Here is a 20,444-nt window from a genome sequence, read left to right as displayed (position 1 = left end):
ATGCTCCTGCGGGGTCAGATAGCGAAGCCGAGGGCGCGCATCATGTCGCGTCCGTCATCCGTGATCCGCTCCGGGCCCCACGGCGGCATCCAGACCCAATTGATCCGGAAGCGATCGACGACGCTGTCCAGAGCCTGGGCGGTCTGGTCCTCGAGGACGTCCGTGAGCGGGCAGCCGGCGCTGGTCAGCGTCATGTGGATGACGAGAGCATCGTTCTCGTCATCCCAGGCGAGGTCGTAGATGAGGCCGAGGTCGACGACGTTGATCCCGAGCTCGGGGTCCATGACGTCTTTGAGAGCCTCGGTGACCGCGTCGTACTTCTCGTCCGTGAGGGTCGCTGTCATGCGATCAGCCTACGCCTCGATGGGGGCTGCAGGGTCGAGGAAACGGTCGTATCCCTCGTTCTCCAGCCGGTCCGCGAGCTCGGGGCCACCCTCTTCGACGATCTTGCCCGCGACCACCACGTGGACGAAGTCGGGCCGGATGTAGCGGAGGATGCGGGTGTAGTGCGTGATCAGCAGCACGCCGAGCCCGGTGGACTCCTTCGCACGGTTGACGCCCTCGGAGACGATCTTGAGCGCGTCGACGTCGAGGCCGGAGTCGGTCTCGTCGAGGATCGCGAACTTCGGCTTCAGCACCTCGAGCTGCAGGATCTCGTGACGCTTCTTCTCGCCACCGGAGAAGCCCTCGTTGACGTTGCGCTGCGCGAACTTCGGGTCCATGCGCAGGTTCGACATGGCCGCCTTGACGTCCTTGGTCCAGCCGCGGATCGCCGGCGCTTCGCCGTCGAGTGCCGTCTTGGCCGTGCGCAGGAAGTTCGTCACCGTGACGCCGGGGATCTCGACCGGGTACTGCATCGCGAGGAAGAGGCCGGCGCGGGCCCGCTCGTCGACGCTCATCTCCAGGACATCCTGGCCGTCGAACGTGATCGAACCGGAGGTCACCGTGTACTTGGGGTGCCCGGCGATCGTGTAGGCCAGCGTCGATTTGCCAGAGCCGTTGGGGCCCATGATGGCGTGGGTCTCACCCGTGTTCATGGTGAGGTTGATTCCGTTGAGGATCGGGGTGGTCCCCGCATCGGTCTCGACCGTCACATGCAGGTCGCGGATCTCGAGAACAGACATTCTTCAGACTTCCTTAATCACAGTCGGATCGATGAGCACGTCGTCGCCGTCGATCTGGACGACATAGACGGGGACGGGCTCATATGCGGGGAGATTCTGGGGCTTGCCGGTGAGCAACGAGAAGGCGGAGCCATGGGCCCAGCACTCCACGGTGTCACCCTCGACGAAGCCCTCGGACAACGAGATGTCGCCGTGGGTGCAGGTGTCGCCGATGGCGTGGATGACGCCCTCGCCGTCTTTGATCACCGTGATGGGGACGCCGCCCGGGTCCACGCGCAGCGGCATGTCCTGTTCGAGGTCGGCGACGCCGCAGACGCGCTCGGCGGTCATGCGCTCACCTCGGCGAGCTCCGTCTCGATCGCTGCCAGCAGTTCGGTCTCGAGGGCGGGGATGCCGAGGCGCTGCACGATGTCGGTGAGGAACCCGAGCACGACCAGACGTCGCGCCTCCTCCTCGGTGATGCCGCGAGCCTGCAGGTAGAACAGCTGCTCGTCGTCGAACCGACCGGTGGCACTCGCGTGTCCGGCGCCGAGGATGTCACCGGTCTCGATCTCGAGGTTCGGGATGGAGTCGGCACGCGCGCCCTCCGTCAGCACCAGGTTGCGGTTCGCCTCGTAGGAGTCGGTTCCGGTCGCGTCGGCGCCGATCAACACGTCGCCGATCCACACGCTGTGCGCGCCCTCACCCTGCAGCGCGCCCTTGTAGAGGACATCACCCTTGGTGTGGGGTCCCTTGTGGTGCAGGTAGACCTGACTCTCGAGGTGCTGCCCGGCATCCGCGTACGAGAGCCCGTACAGGTACCCCTCGGACCCGGCGCCCGTCAGCTCGACGCTCGGGTTGACGCGGACCACTCCGCCGCCGAAGCTGATCACGAAATGCCGGAGAGTCGCGTCTGCTCCGACCGTCGCCTGGTGAGCGGACGCGTGAACCGCGTCGTCTTCCCAGCGCTGGAGACTGACGACGGTGAGCTTGGCTCCGTCGCGCACGATGATCTCGACGTTCTGCGCATACTGCGCGGAACCGGAGTGCGCGAGCACGATGGTGCCGCGCGAATGCGGGAGGGCTTCAATGAGGATCTGCCCGAAAGCGCGCTTGTCTGCACCCTTCCCCTCGACGGGGACGATGATCGGCTCGTCGAGTTCGGCCTCAGCAGGGATCTGGATGTGCAGACCGCGGGGGCTGTGCTTCCACGCGAGGGCGCTCGGCAGATCCTCGGGGCGGAAGAACTCGCCGTACGGGCCCTTCTCGTCCGCAGACGGCTCGAGGAACGCTTCGGCCGCGCCGAGACCATAGGTCACCGCGTCCTCGTCTCCCTGCTCGTCGGTGAAGAGTCCGCCGAACTTCGCGATCGGCGTGTGCTTCCAGTTGACCTCGCGCCCGGTCGGGGCGCCGAAATCAGCGGGCTCGAAGGAGTGCGGGCGCTCCGAGCGGGTCTGCACGGGGACGAATCCCGCGGCGGCGACCTGTGCCGCCGGATCGATGTGCGCGCTCACGGGCGCGTCGGTGTTCTGCGCCTCGGCGGGCGCTGTCGTCGAGGCCGTCACTAGCCGACCGATCCTTCCATGCCCATCTCGATGAGCTTGTTCAGTTCCATCGCGTACTCCATGGGAAGCTCCCGTGCGATCGGCTCGATGAAGCCGCGCACGATCATCGCCATCGCCTCGTCCTCGGGCATGCCGCGGGACTGCAGGTAGAACAGCTGCTCCTCGCTCACCTTCGAGACCGTGGCCTCATGGCCGAGCTGCACGTCGTCGACGCGGATGTCGATGGCCGGGTAGGTGTCGGAGCGGGACTTGGTGTCCACGAGCAGAGCGTCGCAGCGCACCGTGTTGGCGGAGTGGTGCGCCGCCGCGTCGACGCGCACCTCGCCGCGGTATCCGGCACGTCCGCCACCACGAGCGATCGACTTCGAGACGATCGACGACTGCGTGTAGGGCGCCATGTGGATCATCTTGGCGCCGGCATCTTGGTGCTGACCGGGACCGGCGAAGGCGACGGACAGGGTCTCGCCCTTGGCGTGCTCGCCCATCAGATAGATCGACGGGTACTTCATCGTGACCTTGGAGCCGATGTTGCCGTCGACCCACTCCATGGTCGCGCCCTCGTACGCCACGGCGCGCTTGGTGACCAGGTTGTAGACGTTGTTCGACCAGTTCTGGATCGTCGTGTACCGAACGCGGGCGTTCTTCTTCACGATGATCTCGACGACGGCCGAGTGCAGGGAGTCCGACTTGTAGATCGGAGCCGTGCAGCCCTCGATGTAGTGGACATAGCTGTCCTCGTCGGCGATGATGAGCGTCCGCTCGAACTGCCCCATGTTCTCGGTGTTGATGCGGAAGTAGGCCTGCAGCGGGATCTCGACGTGCACGCCCTTCGGGACGTACACGAACGAACCGCCAGACCACACGGCGGTGTTCAGCGCGGCGAACTTGTTGTCGCCTGCGGGGATGACGGTGCCGAAGTACTCCTCGAAGAACTCGGGGTGCTCGCGCAGTGCCGTGTCGGTGTCCATGAAGATGACGCCCTGGGCTTCGAGGTCTTCGCGGATCTGGTGGTAGACGACCTCGGACTCGTACTGAGCCGCGACGCCGGCCACGAGGCGCTGACGCTCAGCCTCGGGGATGCCGAGGCGCTCATAGGTCTCGCGGATCTCGGCGGGAAGGTCTTCCCACGTCTGCGCCTGCTTCTCGGTGGAGCGGACGAAGTACTTGATGTTGTCGAAGTCGATCTCGCTGAGGTCTGCACCCCAGGTCGGCATCGGCTTGCGCCCGAAGAGCTGGTACCCCTTGAGACGGGTCTTCAGCATCCATTCGGGCTCATTCTTGAGGCTCGAGATCCCACGGACGACGTCTTCGGAGATGCCGCGTTTCGCGATGGCACCCGCAGCATCCTCATCGTGCCAGCCGAATTCGTACACCCCCAGACCGTCAAGCTCCGGGCGGTCGATCAGCACATCCGACATCCAACACTCTCCTCACAGGTCCCAAACGGTGTCATCCGCCCCGACACACCTGATCCCCGTCGAGTCTGCGGGAGCGGGTGCCGTTGGTGGGCCCTCATCACCGGCGCTTCCATCGCGCCTAAACTGTTGACGATGCTTCAGCGCTGTCAGCGCTCATCGCAACAATCCGATTCTACAGGTTCCGCCTGACAGACGGGCCATGCCCGCCGCGTCCCGTGCGGTCCGGAGGACTTATGCCCGAGACGATGATCCCCGCCAGCTCGACGACGCCGGCGGTCCCCGCCCGTTCCTCGTCCTGGGGGCGCGCGTTGACGGTCTTCGCGTGGTTGTCGTTCATCAGCGAGACCATCATCATCGGCACCGGCGGCGCCGTCCGTCTCACCGGATCGGGCCTGGGATGCTCGGACTGGCCCCTGTGCACGCCGGACTCACTGGTGCCGATCCTCGAGGTGCAGGGCATCCACGGGATCATCGAGTTCGGCAACCGTCTGATGACCGGCGTGGTCGGGATCATCGCGCTGGTCGTGGTGCTGCTGGTGCTGCGTCTGTTCAGCGGGAAGCGCGGCCTCGTCAACGCGCTCTGGTTCGCGGCCGGCGGCCTCGTCGCCGCGGGTGTCGCCTACGCCGTCGCCGCTCCGTTCCACATCCCCGCCTTCCCGATCGCCTCCGGTGTCCTGCTCATCGCGGTCATCGCCGCGGCTGTCCGATCCGTGCGCACGACTCCGGCGAGACGGGACCTCGTCCTGCTCGCCTGGCTCACGCTGATCGGCGTGGTCGCGCAGGCGCTCGTCGGCGGCATCACGGTCCTCACCGGACTCAACCCGTTCATCGTGGGCTTCCACTACACCTCGTCGCTGCTGCTCGTGTGCATCACCGCGGCCTTCCTCGTGCGGTTGAAGACCTCCCCCGGACCGCGCGAGCGTGCGGTGCCCGCCTGGTTCGCCGTCGTCACGCACGTGACCGGCCTGGCTCTGGCGGTCACGATCGTGTTCGGCGTGCTCACGACCGGCTCCGGCCCGCACTCGGGCGACGCCGATGTGCTGCGTCACGGGTTCGACGCGACCGTGCTGGCACACGTGCACTCGTGGCCGGGCTACATCCTGGCGGCGCTAGTGCTGTTCCTCACGGTCGCGGCGTGGGTGCTGCGACTCGAGCCGCGCCGGTGGCTGCTCGTCCTCGTCCTCGCGATCCTCGTGCAGGTCGGCGTCGGCGTCTGGCAGGCCAGAGAGGGCCTCCCGCCTGTCCTCGTCGGCATCCACATGGTCTTGGCCTCGCTCTCCGCCGCGACCTACACCGTGGTCGTGCTGCACCTCAAGCGCACGGCCGCAGCCGCGGACTGACCCCGCACAGGCGATCCACAGGCGGCGCATCGTCGACTCATCAGGATGTCGGCGATGATGGTCCGCATGAACAAGTCACTCACACGAAGCATCGGATTCTGGCTCCTCCTGGTCGTGTCCCTCGCCACGACGGCGGTCGGCGCCTGGCTGATCTCCGGTCAGATCGGCACGATGACGACCACGCTGCTCGATGGCACCGCCACCGGCGTCGAGGTATACGTCGGTCAGTCGCTCGTCGTGGTGGGTGCCGGCGTGCTCGCAGCCGGAATCGTCGGCATCCTGCTGACCCTCGGACTCGTCGCTGCACGTTCACTCGTCCCCACGCCCGCCCCGGCCGTCGTCGAAGCGATCGACTGGACCGTCGAGACCAACGAGACGCCCGCCCCTGTCGCGGTCGCCCCTTCGGTCGACACCACGCCGTCGACCGACGCCACTCCTGTGTCCGAGGACGTGGCGACCGACGCCGTTCCCGAGACCGCGGCCACGAACGACACGGCCCCGAATGACGCGGCCACGAACGGCGCGCCCGCGATCGACGCCGAGCCGGACAGCACTCCGCCGATCACCCGCTGATCGTCGGAACGGATGACGACGGAGCGGCGCCGAGGAATTCCTCGGCGCCGCTCCGTCGTCTCAGACGTAACCCGGGTCAGAACGGCAGCAGCGGGTCGACCGCAACCGCCACGAAGATCAGCGTGAGGTAAGTGATCGACGCGTGGAAGACGCGCATCGGACGCGGTTCGGTTCCGTGGACCGCACGGTTGTAGAGGCGGTGCGACTCGTAGATGAACCATCCGCCGAACACCGTGGCAGACACGGTGTACACCAGCCCCATGTTCGCGATCGGGATGAGGAGAAGCGAGCAGGCGACGGTGGCCCACGCGTAGAGGATGACCTGGAGGCCGACCTGCGAGGCGTTGCGCGTGACGCCCAGCATCGGAACGTCGACATCTTCGTAGTCGTCCTTGTACTTCATCGACAGCGGCCAGTAGTGCGGCGGCGTCCACAGGAAGACGAGGAGGAACAGGATGAACGCCGGCCAGTCGAGCGAACCGGTGACCGCGGACCATCCGATGAGCACCGGGAAGCAACCGGCGATCCCGCCCCAGATGATGTTCTGCTCGGTGCGGCGCTTGAGGATCATCGTGTAGATCACGACGTAGAAGAAGATGGCCGTCGCCGAGAGGGCCGCCGTGAGCCAGTTCGTCGTGACGAGGAGCCAGACGGTCGAGGCGACGGCGAGCGTCCACGAGAAGACCAGGGCGCCGCGCGGGCTGACCTCGCCGGTCACCAGCGGGCGGTTCTCGGTGCGGTGCATGTGCGCATCGATGTCGCGGTCGAGGTACATGTTGAAGGACGCCGCGGAACCGGCGCTCAGCGAGCCGCCGATGACGGTGGCCAGCACGAGCCACAGGTTCGGGAGTCCGCCCTGCGCCAGGAACATCACCGGCACGGTCGACACGAGCAGCAGCTCGAGGACACGCGGCTTGGTCAGCGTGACGTAGGCCTTCACCGTGCGACCGATGGACGACTTCCTCACGGTCTGATCAGACATCGTCGAGATCTCGATCGCCTCCTCCGCACGTGTGACCGGACAACCTCTCCAGTGTATGACACGGGATGACGTGTTCCCGCTCGCGGGCCCGCGTAGCGCAAGGCACGTCACCGCTATGCTGAAAACACTCGCGCGCCCGGCGATGTGCACACTTCTCCGTGATGATGCGGATGCGCCAGGGAATACGGGCGCCCTCGAAACTGTCGGAAAGGGCATGAACGTGTCGGAATTGCAGTGGGATGAGATCGATCGACGCGCGGTGGACACCGCTCGAATCCTGGCGGCCGATGCCGTGGAGAAGGTCGGTAACGGTCACCCCGGCACAGCCATGAGCCTCGCTCCGGCCGCGTATCTCCTCTACCAGCGGGTGCTGCGTCACGACCCGACCGATGTCGACTGGCTCGGTCGCGACCGGTTCATCCTTTCGGCCGGACACTCCTCCCTCACCCAGTACGTCGAGCTGTACCTCGGCGGCTTCGGTCTCGAGCTGGACGACCTCAAGGCGCTGCGCACCTGGGGCTCACTGACGCCGGGCCACCCGGAGTACGGCCACACCAAGGGTGTGGAGATCACCACCGGCCCCCTCGGCCAGGGCCTCGCATCGGCCGTGGGCTTCGCGTACGCCGCCCGGTACGAGCGCGGTCTCTTCGACCCCGAGGCTGCGGCCGGTACGAGCCCCTTCGACCACTTCGTGTACGTGATCGCCGGTGACGGCGACCTGCAGGAGGGCGTGACCAGCGAGGCCTCCTCGCTCGCGGGCCACCAGCAGCTCGGCAACCTGATCGCGATCTACGACTCCAACCAGATCTCCATCGAGGACGACACGAACGTCGCCTTCACCGAAGACGTCGCGAAGCGCTACGAGTCCTACGGATGGCAGGTGCAGGTCGTCGACTGGAAGAAGACCGGCGAATACGTCGAAGACGTCGCCGAGCTGTTCGCTGCGATCGAAACCGCCAAGGGCGAGACCTCGAAGCCGTCGCTGATCATCCTCAAGACCATCATCGGCTGGCCGTCGCCGGGCAAGCAGAACTCCGGCAAGATCCACGGCTCCGCTCTCGGCGCCGACGAGCTCGCCGCGACCAAGAAGGTGCTCGGCTTCGACCCCGAGCAGAACTTCGTTGTCGCTGATGACGTGCTCGCACGCACCCGTGGACTCGCAGCTCGCGCCGCCGATGTCCGTGCCGCCTGGCAGGAGTCGTTCGATGCCTGGGCCGCCGCGAACCCCGAGAAGAAGGCCCTGCTCGACCGCCTGGAGGCGCACGAGCTGCCCGGCGACATCACGAGCGCGCTGCCCGTCTTCGAAGCCGGCAAGGAGGTGTCGACCCGCGCCGCGTCCGGCCAGGTCATCAACGCCCTCGCTGCCGAGCTCCCCGAGCTGTGGGGCGGTTCGGCAGACCTCGCCGAATCGAACCTCACCACGATCAAGGGCGCGCCGTCGTTCATCCCGGCGGAGTGGTCGACCCACGAGTGGTCGGGCAACCCCTACGGCCGAGTGCTCCACTTCGGCATCCGCGAGCACGCCATGGGCGCGATCATCAACGGCATCGTGCTCCACGGACCGACGCGCGCCTTCGGCGGGACCTTCCTGATCTTCAGCGACTACATGCGCCCGCCCGTGCGTCTCGCAGCGCTCATGAACGTGCCCAGCATCTTCGTCTGGACCCACGACTCGGTCGCCCTCGGCGAAGACGGTCCGACCCACCAGCCCGTCGAGCAGCTCGCGACGCTCCGCGCGATCCCGAACTTCACAGTCGTGCGACCCGCGGACGCGAACGAGACGGCAGCGACGTGGCTGGAGATCCTCCGCCGCCACGAGGGACCCGCCGGCATCGCCCTGACTCGCCAGAACATCCCGGTGTTCGAACGCGGCGAGGGCGCAGCCTCCGGCGACACCTTCGCGTCGGCCGACAACGCCGCCAAGGGCGCCTACGTCCTCGCCGAGGCCCCCAACGGCACCCCGGACGTCATCATCGTGGCCACCGGCTCGGAGGTGCAGCTCGCGGTGAACGCCCGCGAGGCACTCGCTGCGGAAGGCGTGAACGTGAGGGTCGTCTCCGCTCCGTCGTTGGAGTGGTTCGACGAGCAGGATGCGGAGTACCGCGAGAGCGTGCTTCCCGCCTCCGTCACCGCCCGTGTCTCGGTCGAGGCGGGATCCGTGCTCAGCTGGCGCGGCATCGTCGGCGACCGCGGCCGTTCGGTCGGCATCGACCACTTCGGCGCCTCCGCCGACTACAAGACCCTCTTCGAGAAGTTCGGCATCACCACCGAGGCCGTCATCGCGGCCGCCCGCGAGACCATCGCGGCCAACAGCACCAAGGAGAACGCATGAGCACCCCCACCGCACAGCTCGCCGCCGCCGGCGTCAGCATCTGGCTCGACGACCTCTCCCGCACGCGCATCTCCTCGGGTAACCTCGCCGACCTGATCTCGTCGCGCAACGTCGTGGGCGTGACGACCAACCCGACGATCTTCGCGAACGCGATCACCGACAAGAACGACACGTCGTACGACGCTCAGGTCACGGAGCTCGCCGCCTCCGGGGCTACTGCGGAGGAAGCGGTCTTCGCCGCGACCACCCAGGACGTCGCTGCCGCCCTCGACGTGTTCCGCCCCGTCTGGGAGGCATCGAGCCACGTCGACGGCCGCGTCTCCATCGAGGTCTCCCCCGATCTGGCGCATGACACCGCCGGCACCGTGGCACAGGCCAAGGAGCTGTGGGCCAAGGTCGACCGCCCGAACCTGCTCGTCAAGATCCCGGCGACCAAGGCCGGTCTCCCCGCCATTGCCGAAGCGATCGGGGCGGGCATCAGCGTCAACGTCACACTGATCTTCAGCCTGGAGCGCTATGCCGAGGTCATCGAGGCGTACCTGACCGGCCTCGAGACCGCCAAGGCCGCGGGCATCGATCTGTCGACGATCCACTCCGTCGCCTCGTTCTTCGTGTCGCGCGTCGACACCGAGACCGACAAGCGCCTCACCGCGATCGGCACGGAGGCCGCAGAGGCCCTCAAGAGCAAGGCTGGGCTCGCCAACGCACGCCTCGCCTACGAGTTGTTCGAGAAGACGTTCGCCGGCGAGCGTGCCACGGCTCTCCTCGACGCGGGCGCGAACCTGCAGCGTCCGCTGTGGGCGTCCACCGGCGTCAAGGACCCGGCCCTGCCCGACACGCTCTACGTCACCGAGCTCGTCGCCCAGGGTGTCGTCAACACGATGCCCGAGAAGACGCTCGAGGCCACGTTCGATCACGGTGTCGTCACGGGCGACACCATCACCGGTGGTTACGAAGAGGCCCGCGCCGTCTTCGCCGGGCTCGCCGAGGTCGGCATCGACTTCGCCGATGTCACCCAGGTGCTGGAAGACGAGGGCGTATCGAAGTTCATCGACTCGTGGCACGATCTGCTGACGCAGGTCGCCGAAGGACTGGAGTCGCAGCGATGACGTTCTCGATCCACACATCCGGTGCACCCCGCGCCGCGATCGATGAGACGGTACCCAGCCTCGTCCATGATCTGATCGCCTCGCGCATCACCGGCGGAGACGCGACTCTCTGGGGCCCCGCGGCCGAAGCCGAGGCCTCCGTGCGCCTCGGATGGGTGGAGGCCGTCTCGGTCTCCCGTCCGCTCGTCGCCGAGATCGTCGCACTGCGTGCCGACCTCGAGGCCAAGGGCGTCACCCGCGTCGTGCTGGCGGGCATGGGCGGTTCGTCGCTCGCGCCCGAGGTCATCGCGCAGACCGCGGGCGTCCCCCTCACGATCCTCGACTCCACGGCTCCGGGACAGGTGCTCGCCGCTCTCGACGAGGGCCTCGCCGACACCGTGCTCGTCGTCTCGTCGAAGTCCGGCTCCACGGTCGAGACCGACTCTCAGCGGCGCACGTTCGAGGCGGCGTTCCGCGACCTCGGCATCGACCCCGTCGAGCGCATCGTGGTCGTCACCGATCCCGGCTCGCCGCTCGACGCCTCGGCTCGCGAGGCGGGTTACCGCGTCTTCAACGCGGACCCGAACGTCGGCGGACGCTACTCGGCGCTCACCGCCTTCGGCCTGGTGCCGTCCGGGCTCGCGGGGGTCGACATCGATGAGCTGCTGAACGAGGCCGAGGCCTCGCTGCTCGAGGTGGCCGTCGACTCGGCCGAGAATCCCGCCCTGCGCCTGGGCGCGGCGATCGCCGCGACGAACCCCCGCCGCGACAAGCTCGGGCTGATCACCGACGGCACGCACATCAAGGGTCTCCCGGACTGGATCGAGCAGCTCATCGCCGAATCCACCGGCAAGGAGGGCACGGGCATCCTCCCGGTCGTCCTGCTCCCGGTCTCCCCCGAGCTCGATCCCGTGCCCGCCGACCTGCAGATCGTCCGACTGGTCGATGACGCCAACGAGTTCCACCTGCACGAGCGTCACGAGGGCGAGATCCTCGTCAGCGGAACGCTGGGCGCCCAGCTGATCGTGTGGGAATACGCCACGGCGATCGCCGGACATCTGCTGCGCATCAACCCGTTCGACCAGCCCGACGTCGAGTCGGCCAAGGTCGCTGCTCGCGGCCTCCTCGACGCGCGTCCGGAGCCGACCGCTCCCGCATTCGTCGAGAACGGCGTCGAGGTCCGCGTGTCGGATCCGGCTCTCGCCGTGTCCGGCAACGTCGAGGGCGTGCTCGATGCTCTCTGTGCCCGGCTTCCGGCAGACGGCTACGTGTCGATCCAGGCCTACGTCAACCGTCTCGAGGTGCCGCAGCTCCAGGGCCTGCGCGAGCTGGTCGCGGCAGACTCCGGAAGACCCACCACATTCGGATGGGGGCCGCGGTTCCTGCACTCGACCGGCCAGTATCACAAGGGCGGCCCCGCGCAGGGCGTGTTCCTGCAGATCCTGGAGCGCACCGAGGTCGACCTCGAGATCCCGGACCGTCCCTTCACCTTCGGGCAGCTCATCCAGGCCCAGGCCGCCGGTGACGCTGCTGTGCTCGCCGAGCACGGCCGCCCCGTCGTCACGCTGACGATCACGGAGTCCTCCGACGACGTGCTCGCCCTCTTCGAAGCCGCACAGAAGTAACAGCAGGAGAATCCCCCACCGATGTCTGTTCCCATCTCGCGCGGGCACAACCCGCTGCGTGACCCCGATGACCGCCGTCTCAACAGGATCGCCGGGCCCAGCGCCCTGGTGATCTTCGGCGTCACCGGAGACCTGTCACGCAAGAAGCTGATGCCCGCGGTCTACGACCTCGCGAACCGCGGCCTTCTCCCTCCCGGGTTCGCCCTGGTCGGATTCGCCCGCCGAGACTGGGAGGACCAGGACTTCGCGCAGGTCGTCTACGACGCGGTCAAGGAGCACGCTCGCACGCCGTTCCGTGAGGAGACGTGGACCCAGCTGCTGCAGGGCATCCGGTTCGTCTCGGGTGAGTTCGACAATCCGGACTCGTTCCGCAAGCTCCGCGAGACCATCGAGAAGCTCGATGTCGAACGCGGGACGATGGGCAACCATGCGTTCTACCTGTCGATCCCGCCCAAGGACTTCCCGCTGGTCGCCAAGCAGCTGAAGGACTCCGGCCTCGTCGGCGAGAACAGCGACGACGACGAGCGCTGGCGCCGTGTCGTGATCGAGAAGCCCTTCGGGCACGACCTCGAATCGGCGCGCGCACTCAACGCCGCGCTCGAGGTGGCCTTCCCGGCCGACTCGATCTTCCGCATCGATCACTACCTCGGCAAGGAGACGGTCCAGAACATCCTGGCGCTGCGCTTCGCGAACGAGCTGTACGAGCCGATCTGGAACCGCAACTACGTCGACCACGTGCAGATCACCATGGCCGAGGACATCGGTGTGGGTGGACGCGCGGGCTACTACGACGGCATCGGCGCGGCACGCGACGTGATCCAGAATCACCTTCTGCAGCTGCTGGCCCTCACCGCGATGGAAGAGCCGATCAGTCTCTCGGCGGAGCACCTGCGCGCCGAGAAGGAGAAGGTCCTCGCCGCAGTCCACGTTCCGGACGACCTCTCCCTCGCGACCGCGCGCGGTCAGTACGCGGGTGGGTGGCAGGGCGGCGAGAAGGTCACCGGTTTCCTGGAAGAGGAGGGGATGAACCCCGAGTCGACCACGGAGACGTATGCCGCGATCAAGCTCGAGATCGATACGCGCCGCTGGGCGGACGTGCCGTTCTATCTGCGCACGGGCAAGCGCCTCGGACGGCGCGTGACCGAGATCGCCGTCGTCTTCAAGCGCGCACCGCAGCACCTCTTCGGGCGCGGCAACGCCTCGGAGCTCGGACAGAACGCTCTGGTCATCCGCGTGCAGCCGGATGAGGGCGTGACGATCCGCTTCGGCTCCAAGGTGCCGGGCAACGGCACGAACGTGCGCGACGTGACCATGGACTTCGGATACGGTCACGCCTTCACCGAGGCGAGCCCCGAGGCCTACGAACGCCTGATCCTCGACGTCCTCCTGGGCGATCCGCCGCTGTTCCCGCGGCACGAGGAGGTCGAGCTCTCCTGGAAGATCCTCGACCCCGTGGAGAAGTACTGGGCAGCCGAGGGCGGTCCGGTCGAGCAGTACGCGCCCGGCTCGTGGGGACCGGCATCCGCCGACGACCTGCTGGCCCGCGATGGACGAGTCTGGAGACGCCCGTGATCATCGACCTTCCCGACACCACCGTCAGCCAGGTCGCGAAGCAGCTGGTCAAGGTGCGCGAAGAGGGCGGCGCCGTTGCCCTCGGGCGTGTGCTCACCCTTGTGATCGCCGCACGCAACGGCGTCGCCGAAGCGGCGATCGACGCGGCGAACGACGCCTCACGAGAGCACCCCATGCGCGTGATCGTGATCACGACGGGCGAGGGCGACTCTCGCCTCGACGCGCAGATCCGCGTCGGCGGAGACGCCGGCGCCAGCGAGGTCGTGGTCCTCCGCGCCTTCGGGGACGCGGCCAGCAACGAGGAGAGCCTGATCACCGGACTCCTGCTTCCGGATGCTCCCGTGGTCGCCTGGTGGCCCGAAGCCGCCCCCGTGGCACCCGCCCAGTCGCCCCTCGGCAAGATCGCCCAGCGCCGCATCACCGATGCCGCGACGGCGACCGACGTCCGCGACCGGCTCGCCCTGCTCGGCGAGACCCACGCCCCTGGCGACACCGATCTGGCGTGGACCCGTCTGACCCATTGGCGCGAACAGCTCGCGGCCGTGCTCGACCAGCCGCCGTACGAGCCGATCACCGGCGTCGAGGTGCGCGGGGCCGCGGCATCGCCGTCGACCGCTCTGCTGGCCGCCTGGCTGCAGATGGCCCTCGACGTTCCGGTGCGCTGGTCGTACGAAGACCCCGAGCACTGGGCGGAGGGCATCAAATCGGTGCGCCTGACTCGCGAGTCCGGAGACATCCTCCTGGAGCGTCCGACTCCCGGCGTGGCCGTGCTCACGCAGCCCGGGCAGCCGAACCACGATCTGCACCTGCCGCGACGCACTCTTCGCGAGTGCCTGGCGGAGGAGCTGCGTCGACTCGACCCCGACGTCCTGTACGGTCGAGTCATCACCGAGGGCTGGGAGAAGTTGGGTCCGCCCGAGACAGGAGAGTGACGTCGATGACGACATCGTCCGCCGAGAAGCGGGTCGTGGTGGAAGCCACGCCCGCCGCCCTCGCCACCCGTGTGGCCGACCGATTCCTCACGCGGGTGCGCGCGCGCACCCGCAACGGTCGGATCGCACACATCGCCCTCACCGGTGGTTCGATGGGTGGAGCGGTGCTGCGTGCGGCGTCCGAGCACCCGCGGGCGACGGAGATCGACTGGTCACTCGTGCATTTCTGGTGGGGTGACGAGAGGTTCGTGCCGCGCGACGACGTCGACCGCAACTCGCTGCAGTCACGACAGGCCCTCCTCGATCACATCCCGGTGCCCGTCGAGAACGTGCATGAGGTCGCGGGGCCAGACAGCGGTCTGACATTGGACGAATCCGCGGCGGCCTACGCCGCCGAACTCGCGCGGTTCGGCACCGAGGAGCATGCCTGGCCCTCGTTCGCCGTGTGCTTCCTCGGCGTCGGTCCCGACGGCCACATCGCGTCGCTCTTCCCCGATCGGGAAGAGGTCACGGTGACGGATGCGGCCGTCCTCGCCGTCCGCGACTCACCGAAGCCGCCGCCCGAGCGCGTCACGCTGACCCGCCCCGTGCTCAACTCGTCGAAGCGCGTGTGGCTCGTGCTGACGGGTGCGGACAAGGCATCAGCCCTGGGGCTCGCTCTCGCGGGAGCGAGCTACACGAGCGTGCCCGCTGCCGGGGCCAAGGGGCGCAAGCGCACGGTGTTCTTCGTGGACGAGGCTGCGGCCGCCGAGGTGTCGGTCGACCTGATCGATCAGGCGTACTGAGTCCGTATCGCCACGGGCGACCGGCACACCTCCACGGACGAGCGGAGCGGCGCTAGGGCCGGTCAGCGGAGCCGTCGTACGTCGGCGGAGTCTCCGGGCTCACCGACCCGCTCGAGCGCTCAGGCGCAGCCGTGGAGGAGGAACTCGATGATGCTGCGCCCTCCGTCCCGCCCTGCCCAGCTCCGCCCGGGGTGCTGCCACCCGGGGTGCTGCCGCGTTGGATGCCCAAGTCCTGGCTGTCGCTGAGCACCTGAGGATGGTAGCGGGCCAGGCCGACCACCCCCCACACGGCGATGGCTCCGGCGACCGCGAAGATCACGAGCACCCACCACGGTGCCGCAGCGGCCTCGCCCAGCACGACCATGCCGATGAGCACCGCGACGAGAGGGTCGACGACCGTGAGCCCGGCGATCACGAGGTCGGGCGGACCTGAGCTGTACGCCGTCTGCACGAAGTACGCACCGACCGCGGCTGCCGAGACGAGCGCGAGCACGCAGATGCCGGTGATCCACTCGAACTGACCTGCTTCGATGCGCTTGATGACCACCTTCGCGAGCGTGGCGACGAATCCGTAGAGGATGCCGGCGCCGATCACGTAGAAGAGCGCCCGCATGCGATGGCGCAGGATGAGCCAGCACGCGCCGAGCACGATGATCACGACCAGGAGGAGCGCCAGGATCACGAACAGCTCGCGGTCGGTGACGTCCTGCTCGGTCGCGTAGATCGCCGCGAAGAAGACGAAGAGGAAGATGCCGCCCACACAGGCCACGATCGCGGTGAGCGACTGCTTGGTGGGCGTATGACCGGAGACGCGGGCGTTGAGCAGAGTGGTGATGACGAGCGCAATGGCGCCCAGCGGCTGCACCACGATGAGCGGTGCCTTCACGAGCGCGGCGAGCTGGCAGATCACGGCGAGCCCGAGCATGAGTGTGCCGATGAGCCATGATGGGCGGGTGAGAAGCCGTTTGAGCTGATCGAAGCTCAAGCCCGACGCGCCGTTGGCACCGCTGAGACGCTCGACCTTCTCGACCCCGCGGTGCTGGTACTGCGCTCCGAGCGACATGAAGACGGCACCGGCGAGAGCGAGGGGGATTCCGAGCAGAAGGCCCGGGTTCTGGAAGGCGCCGACGAGCTGATCGCCGACATCCTCGACCGCGTTCATCCATACCCCGGCATTCACAGTACGACCCTACCTGCCGACTGCCGCCGACTAGGGTTGTGACGTGGCTGTACTTCCGATTCGCATCATGGGCGACCCCGTCCTGCACTCCCCTGCTTCCCCCGTCGACGAGATCACGGAGGACATCCGCACCCTCGTGGCCGACATGTTCGAGACCATGGACACGGCGCCTGGAGTCGGCCTCGCCGCTCCACAGGTGGGCGTTCCCCTGCGGATCTACACCTACGCGTACGTCGATGACGACGACCAGCCCTGGCGTGGGGTTCTCATCAACCCCGTGCTCTGGATGGTGCCCCTCGAGCCCGGCGACCCGGACCCCGACCTCGAGTCCGAAGGCTGCCTCTCCTTCCCGGGCGAGCGGTTCCCGCTGCGGCGGTCGGAGCGGGTCCACGTGACGGCGACCGACCTGGAAGGCCAGCCGGTCTCGATCGACGTCGACGGCTGGCGCGCACGCATCATGCAGCATGAGTTCGATCATCTCGACGGCATCCTCTACGTCGATCGCCTCTCCGACGGCGATTGGAAGACAGCCCAGAAGGTCGCCCGCAAGCGCGGTTGGGGCCGCCCGGGATCGAGCTGGATGCCCGGCGTCGACGACCTCGAAGGCTGAACCGCTCTCAGCCGAACCACAGGCTCCTCGAAGTTGCATCACAGACTCGCGAACGGCTAGCGTGTTCGCGGCGGGGGCTTTTCGCATGCCTCCACATCACGCTTCGGAGGGGAACCAATCATGATGAAGATGCGCACGCGACGCGCTCTGATGCTCGCAGGATCCGCAGTGGCACTCTCAGTCGCCCTGAGCGGCTGCAGTGCTCTCAACAGCCTTCTCGGCAGCGGCTCCGGCGACGCCAACCGCGATGAGGAGACCGGCCAGGTCACGGAGAGCGCGAACGTCGGCGTCTTCTCGGTGAAGCTGGGCGACTGCATGCTCGACACCGGCTCCGGCATGCTCACGGACGCCAACGTCCTCCCGTGCACCGACCCGCACGACCAGGAGGTGTACTACGAGATCACCATGCCCGACGGCGAGTTCTCCGACTCCGACGTCGACGCGGCGACGCAGGAGTGCATCGGCGATGCCTACACGACCTTCGTCGGTGTGGCCTACCAGGACTCGGCCCTCGACGTCACCACGCTCGTTCCCACCAAGGACTCCTGGGAGCAGAACAACGACCGCGTGATCCAGTGCATCATCTTCGATCCGGCCGGACAGACCACCGGATCGCTGGCCGGCGCCGCACGCTGACCGACAGCCACCAAGGAGGGTCTCGCCAATCGGCGGTGCCCTCCTTCGTGCACGCGCGCATCAGTCGTCAGAGGCACGTATCGCGAGCCAGGCGGCCACCCGATCATCGGGATCGGCGAATGACAGCCCGATCAGGTCTTCGATCCGTCGGATGCGCGCTGCCAGAGTCTGCCGGTGGATCCGCAACCGCGTGGCGCTCTCGCCCCAGGCGCCGTTCGTGGCGAGGAACACGCGCAGGGTCTCGATGAGCTCGGTCCGCTGCTCGGCGGCCCTCAGCGGATCGAGAAGCCGCGCGATCCTCTGCGTCTGGTCCGCATCCAACTGCCCGAGCACGAACGACACCGTCGGGATCGACGAGTAGCGGACGACGCGCTCCCCTCCCGCGCGAGCCGTCTCGCAGGCTTGACGGGCTTCATCGACACTGCGGGCGAGCGCATCCGTCGTGGCGGGCCGACCGAGCCCGAGATAGAGCGTCGAGGCGAAGGACCGCGCCCGATGCGCGATCTCCTCCGCATGTTCCTCGCGCACAACGCCGCGGATCAGACCACGCTGCGCGGCGAAGACATGCTCCGCCCCGAGCTCATCCAGCCACAGCGCCAGCAGATGCTCCACGTCCACGCCACTGGTGCGCGAGGTCAGGACGAATCCCACCAGACTTCGTTCGTGCACGCCCCAGCGACGCAGGAGACGCGTCGCCTCCTCCCCTCCCTCGAGCACGGTCTCCAGCATCATGGATCGGCCGAGACGCTCGAGGTGGCTGCTGTCCCGCGTGCGCATCAGAAGATCGAGCAGTGCCGCGGCCTGCGAGCTGAGCTCCCTCCCCCGACCCGAGCTGTCGTTGCGGGGTGCGGTGACGAGTTGGGCGGTGATGTCCTGCCCCGGGCCGACCGGATGCACCTGGAGCGCGCGATGGCGCACGCGAACCGGGCGCCCCACGGCGACCGCCACGGCGTCGTCGATGTGCAGGCTTCCCGCTCCCGCCGTCGTGATTACCTCCCCGTGGCGGTCGAGGAGCACCGCCCATCCATCGATCCGATGCGCGAGCTCGGCGATGACCCCCGTGATGCCGCTGCGGCGTGCGGCCAGGGTCAGCACCCGCATCGCCGAAGTGATCGCTCGGGCCTCGGCTGCCTGGTCGACGGCCAGCAGGGCCGTCAGCATCGGCGTCAGCAGCTCGCGCGACGTTCCTGCCCCGACGATCGCCGTGATGCCTCCGTCCTCGAGCAGACGTCGGAAAGAGGGCGTGTCCGCATCCGTCACGACGACCACGTCCCGGAGCAGGGCGACCCGCTCCGCATCGTCGGCGAGCCGGTCCAGTTGCCAAGCGTCGACGGTGACGAGAGTGGTGAAGAGACTGTCGGTCGGGGCGCCGAACACTTCGAGCGCGACGACGGAATTCACATGTCGCGAACTCGGAACGCCCCCGTGCAGCAGCTCCCCTTGGAGGTATCGCGCCACGGAGGCGACATCACGAGCCATCTTCTGATCATACAAAGTGTGAACACGCGCTTTGCAATCCACATATTTGTCGGATGCCCGCGGTCCCGCACTCTCCTAGCATCGTCGGCAGCCCCCTCCACCCGAAGGATGTCATGAAAGCTGTTGTCTTCCGCGATCCGCAGTCCCCGATCGAGTTCGTCGACGTCGACCTCGCCCCGCCGCGTGCAGGTGAGGTTCGAGTACGCATCGCCGCTGCCGGCGTGTGCCACTCCGACCTCCACGTCAAGCGCGGCGAATGGGATGCGGCTGCTCCCCTGGTCATGGGACACGAGGGTTCCGGTGTCGTGACCGAACTCGGCGAAGGTGTCACCACACTGGCCGTCGGCGATCACGTCGTCCTGAGCTGGGTGCCCCCGTGCGGTGAGTGCCGCTACTGTCGCGCCGGCCACGAGGCACGCTGCCAGAAGGTCGCGACCGTGGTCGCTCCCCTCGGCGTGCTGTTCGACGGCACCTCGCGCCTCAGCCTCGACGGCGAACCGCTGCACCACTATCTCGGAGTCTCCTCGTTCGCGGAGGAGGTCGTCGTTCCCGCCTCGGGGGCCGTCAAGGTCCGTGACGACGCGCCGCTCGATGTCATCGCCGTCGTCGGCTGCGCGGTGGCCACGGGCGTCGGCGCCGTCCTCAACACGGCGGCGGTCGAGCCCGGTTCCACCGTCGTCGTGATCGGCTGCGGCGGCGTCGGCCTCAATGTCGTGCAGGGCGCGCGCCTGGCCGGCGCCGAACGCATCATCGCGATCGACGTGCGTCCGGAGAAGACGCAGATGGCGCTGCAGTTCGGCGCGACGGATCGCATCGATGCCTCGCTGGGCGACCCCGTCGCCCAGCTGCGCGAACTCATCCCGGACGGCGTGGACTACGCGTTCGACGCGATCGGCCGCACATCGACGACCGAGCAGTCGATCCAGATGCTCGGCCTCGGCGGTGCCGCCGTGATCGTCGGCCTCCCTCCCACGGGAGCCCGTGCCTCGTTCGAACCCCTCGTCCTCGCCGAGGCCGACCAGCGCATCCTGGGATCGAACTACGGCTCCGTGCGTCCCTCGATCGATGTCCCGGCGCTGGTGGACCGCTACATGGACGGCCAGCTCAAGATCGATCCGCTCATCTCCGGTCGACGTCCGCTCGCCGAGGCCGCTGCGGCGCTCGACGATCTCGAGACCGGCTCCGCGCTCCGCACGCTTCTCATCCCCTGACCGCACGCCACCC

General features: G+C 67.8%; 19 protein-coding genes. 11 read left to right on the top strand and 8 right to left on the bottom strand.

The window, feature by feature from the left end; translation table 11 throughout:
* Positions 1-14: 14 nt before the first annotated feature.
* Genes ABDC25_RS07900 through sufB form a run of 5 tightly spaced genes read right to left on the bottom strand, consistent with a single transcriptional unit; the run spans position 15 to position 4,086 of the window.
* Positions 15-344: a metal-sulfur cluster assembly factor gene (locus ABDC25_RS07900; protein WP_021200756.1), complete on the bottom strand. Its 330-nt coding sequence runs from the start codon at positions 342-344 to the stop codon at positions 15-17.
* A 9-nt stretch (positions 345-353) separates the two neighbouring features.
* Complete coding sequence (gene sufC, locus ABDC25_RS07895; protein ID WP_021200757.1) at positions 354-1,124, bottom strand: Fe-S cluster assembly ATPase SufC; 771 nt, start codon at positions 1,122-1,124, stop codon at positions 354-356.
* Between the two features lie 3 nt (positions 1,125-1,127).
* Positions 1,128-1,454 carry a non-heme iron oxygenase ferredoxin subunit gene (locus ABDC25_RS07890; RefSeq protein WP_017830403.1) on the bottom strand — a complete coding sequence of 109 codons (327 nt, stop codon included), beginning with the start codon at positions 1,452-1,454 and terminating at the stop codon, positions 1,128-1,130.
* Entirely contained in the window at positions 1,451-2,668 is a 1,218-nt protein-coding gene (sufD, locus tag ABDC25_RS07885; protein WP_347125722.1) for a Fe-S cluster assembly protein SufD, read from the bottom strand. The genes ABDC25_RS07890 and sufD overlap by 4 nt, the downstream gene beginning before the upstream one ends.
* Complete coding sequence (gene sufB / locus ABDC25_RS07880) at positions 2,668-4,086, bottom strand: Fe-S cluster assembly protein SufB (protein WP_021200759.1); 1,419 nt, start codon at positions 4,084-4,086, stop codon at positions 2,668-2,670. Before sufB ends, sufD begins: the two co-directional genes overlap by 1 nt.
* 233 nt (positions 4,087-4,319) lie before the next feature.
* Between sufB and ABDC25_RS07875 the strand changes: the two genes are divergently transcribed.
* Together ABDC25_RS07875 and ABDC25_RS07870 are read left to right on the top strand one after the other, a co-directional pair.
* A complete protein-coding gene (locus tag ABDC25_RS07875; protein WP_167253987.1) occupies positions 4,320-5,426 on the top strand; it encodes a COX15/CtaA family protein in 1,107 nt (368 codons plus the stop codon).
* A 66-nt stretch (positions 5,427-5,492) separates the two neighbouring features.
* Complete coding sequence (locus tag ABDC25_RS07870) at positions 5,493-5,999, top strand: hypothetical protein (protein WP_347125719.1); 507 nt, start codon at positions 5,493-5,495, stop codon at positions 5,997-5,999.
* A 76-nt stretch (positions 6,000-6,075) separates the two neighbouring features.
* Here ABDC25_RS07870 and ABDC25_RS07865 read toward each other — a convergent pair whose 3' ends face one another.
* Positions 6,076-6,981, bottom strand: coding sequence for a heme o synthase (locus tag ABDC25_RS07865; RefSeq protein WP_136024288.1), 906 nt, complete (start codon positions 6,979-6,981; stop codon positions 6,076-6,078).
* 220 nt (positions 6,982-7,201) lie between these two features.
* On the opposite strand from ABDC25_RS07865, the gene tkt reads away from it, so the two are divergent.
* Genes tkt through pgl form a run of 6 tightly spaced genes read left to right on the top strand, consistent with a single transcriptional unit; the run spans position 7,202 to position 15,315 of the window.
* Positions 7,202-9,313: a transketolase gene (gene tkt / locus ABDC25_RS07860; RefSeq protein WP_347125717.1), complete on the top strand. Its 2,112-nt coding sequence runs from the start codon at positions 7,202-7,204 to the stop codon at positions 9,311-9,313.
* A complete protein-coding gene (gene tal, locus ABDC25_RS07855; protein ID WP_347125715.1) occupies positions 9,310-10,422 on the top strand; it encodes a transaldolase in 1,113 nt (370 codons plus the stop codon). The genes tkt and tal overlap by 4 nt, the downstream gene beginning before the upstream one ends.
* The gene (locus tag ABDC25_RS07850) at positions 10,419-12,026 is read left to right on the top strand and encodes a glucose-6-phosphate isomerase (protein ID WP_347125713.1); all 1,608 of its coding nucleotides are present in this window, start codon (positions 10,419-10,421) and stop codon (positions 12,024-12,026) included. Before tal ends, ABDC25_RS07850 begins: the two co-directional genes overlap by 4 nt.
* Positions 12,027-12,047: 21 nt before the next feature.
* Positions 12,048-13,598: a glucose-6-phosphate dehydrogenase gene (zwf, locus tag ABDC25_RS07845; RefSeq protein ID WP_021200766.1), complete on the top strand. Its 1,551-nt coding sequence runs from the start codon at positions 12,048-12,050 to the stop codon at positions 13,596-13,598.
* Positions 13,595-14,530, top strand: a complete 936-nt coding sequence (locus ABDC25_RS07840; RefSeq protein WP_029260234.1) for a glucose-6-phosphate dehydrogenase assembly protein OpcA — start codon at positions 13,595-13,597, stop codon at positions 14,528-14,530. The genes zwf and ABDC25_RS07840 overlap by 4 nt, the downstream gene beginning before the upstream one ends.
* 5 nt (positions 14,531-14,535) lie before the next feature.
* Positions 14,536-15,315 (top strand): 6-phosphogluconolactonase, encoded by a 780-nt coding sequence (pgl, locus tag ABDC25_RS07835; RefSeq protein ID WP_029260233.1) that lies wholly within the window; start codon positions 14,536-14,538, stop codon positions 15,313-15,315.
* Between the two features lie 52 nt (positions 15,316-15,367).
* Here pgl and ABDC25_RS07830 read toward each other — a convergent pair whose 3' ends face one another.
* Entirely contained in the window at positions 15,368-16,477 is a 1,110-nt protein-coding gene (locus ABDC25_RS07830) for a DMT family transporter (RefSeq protein WP_347125710.1), read from the bottom strand.
* Between the two features lie 61 nt (positions 16,478-16,538).
* Between ABDC25_RS07830 and def the strand changes: the two genes are divergently transcribed.
* Together def and ABDC25_RS07820 are read left to right on the top strand one after the other, a co-directional pair.
* The gene (def, locus tag ABDC25_RS07825) at positions 16,539-17,105 is read left to right on the top strand and encodes a peptide deformylase (protein WP_084487383.1); all 567 of its coding nucleotides are present in this window, start codon (positions 16,539-16,541) and stop codon (positions 17,103-17,105) included.
* Positions 17,106-17,225: 120 nt separating this feature from the next.
* Positions 17,226-17,741 carry a hypothetical protein gene (locus ABDC25_RS07820; protein ID WP_021200771.1) on the top strand — a complete coding sequence of 172 codons (516 nt, stop codon included), beginning with the start codon at positions 17,226-17,228 and terminating at the stop codon, positions 17,739-17,741.
* A 60-nt stretch (positions 17,742-17,801) separates the two neighbouring features.
* Here the strand turns inward: ABDC25_RS07820 and ABDC25_RS07815 are convergent, their stop codons facing one another.
* A complete protein-coding gene (locus ABDC25_RS07815; RefSeq protein ID WP_021200772.1) occupies positions 17,802-19,220 on the bottom strand; it encodes a helix-turn-helix domain-containing protein in 1,419 nt (472 codons plus the stop codon).
* Between the two features lie 113 nt (positions 19,221-19,333).
* Between ABDC25_RS07815 and ABDC25_RS07810 the strand changes: the two genes are divergently transcribed.
* Positions 19,334-20,431: a Zn-dependent alcohol dehydrogenase gene (locus ABDC25_RS07810; RefSeq protein WP_021200773.1), complete on the top strand. Its 1,098-nt coding sequence runs from the start codon at positions 19,334-19,336 to the stop codon at positions 20,429-20,431.
* The last annotated feature ends 13 nt before the right edge of the window (positions 20,432-20,444 follow it).

Origin of the sequence: Microbacterium sp. SY138 (genome assembly GCF_039729145.1) — a bacterium.
GTDB lineage: Bacteria > Actinomycetota > Actinomycetes > Actinomycetales > Microbacteriaceae > Microbacterium > Microbacterium maritypicum_A.
This window is presented reverse-complemented; position numbering and strand designations above follow the sequence as displayed.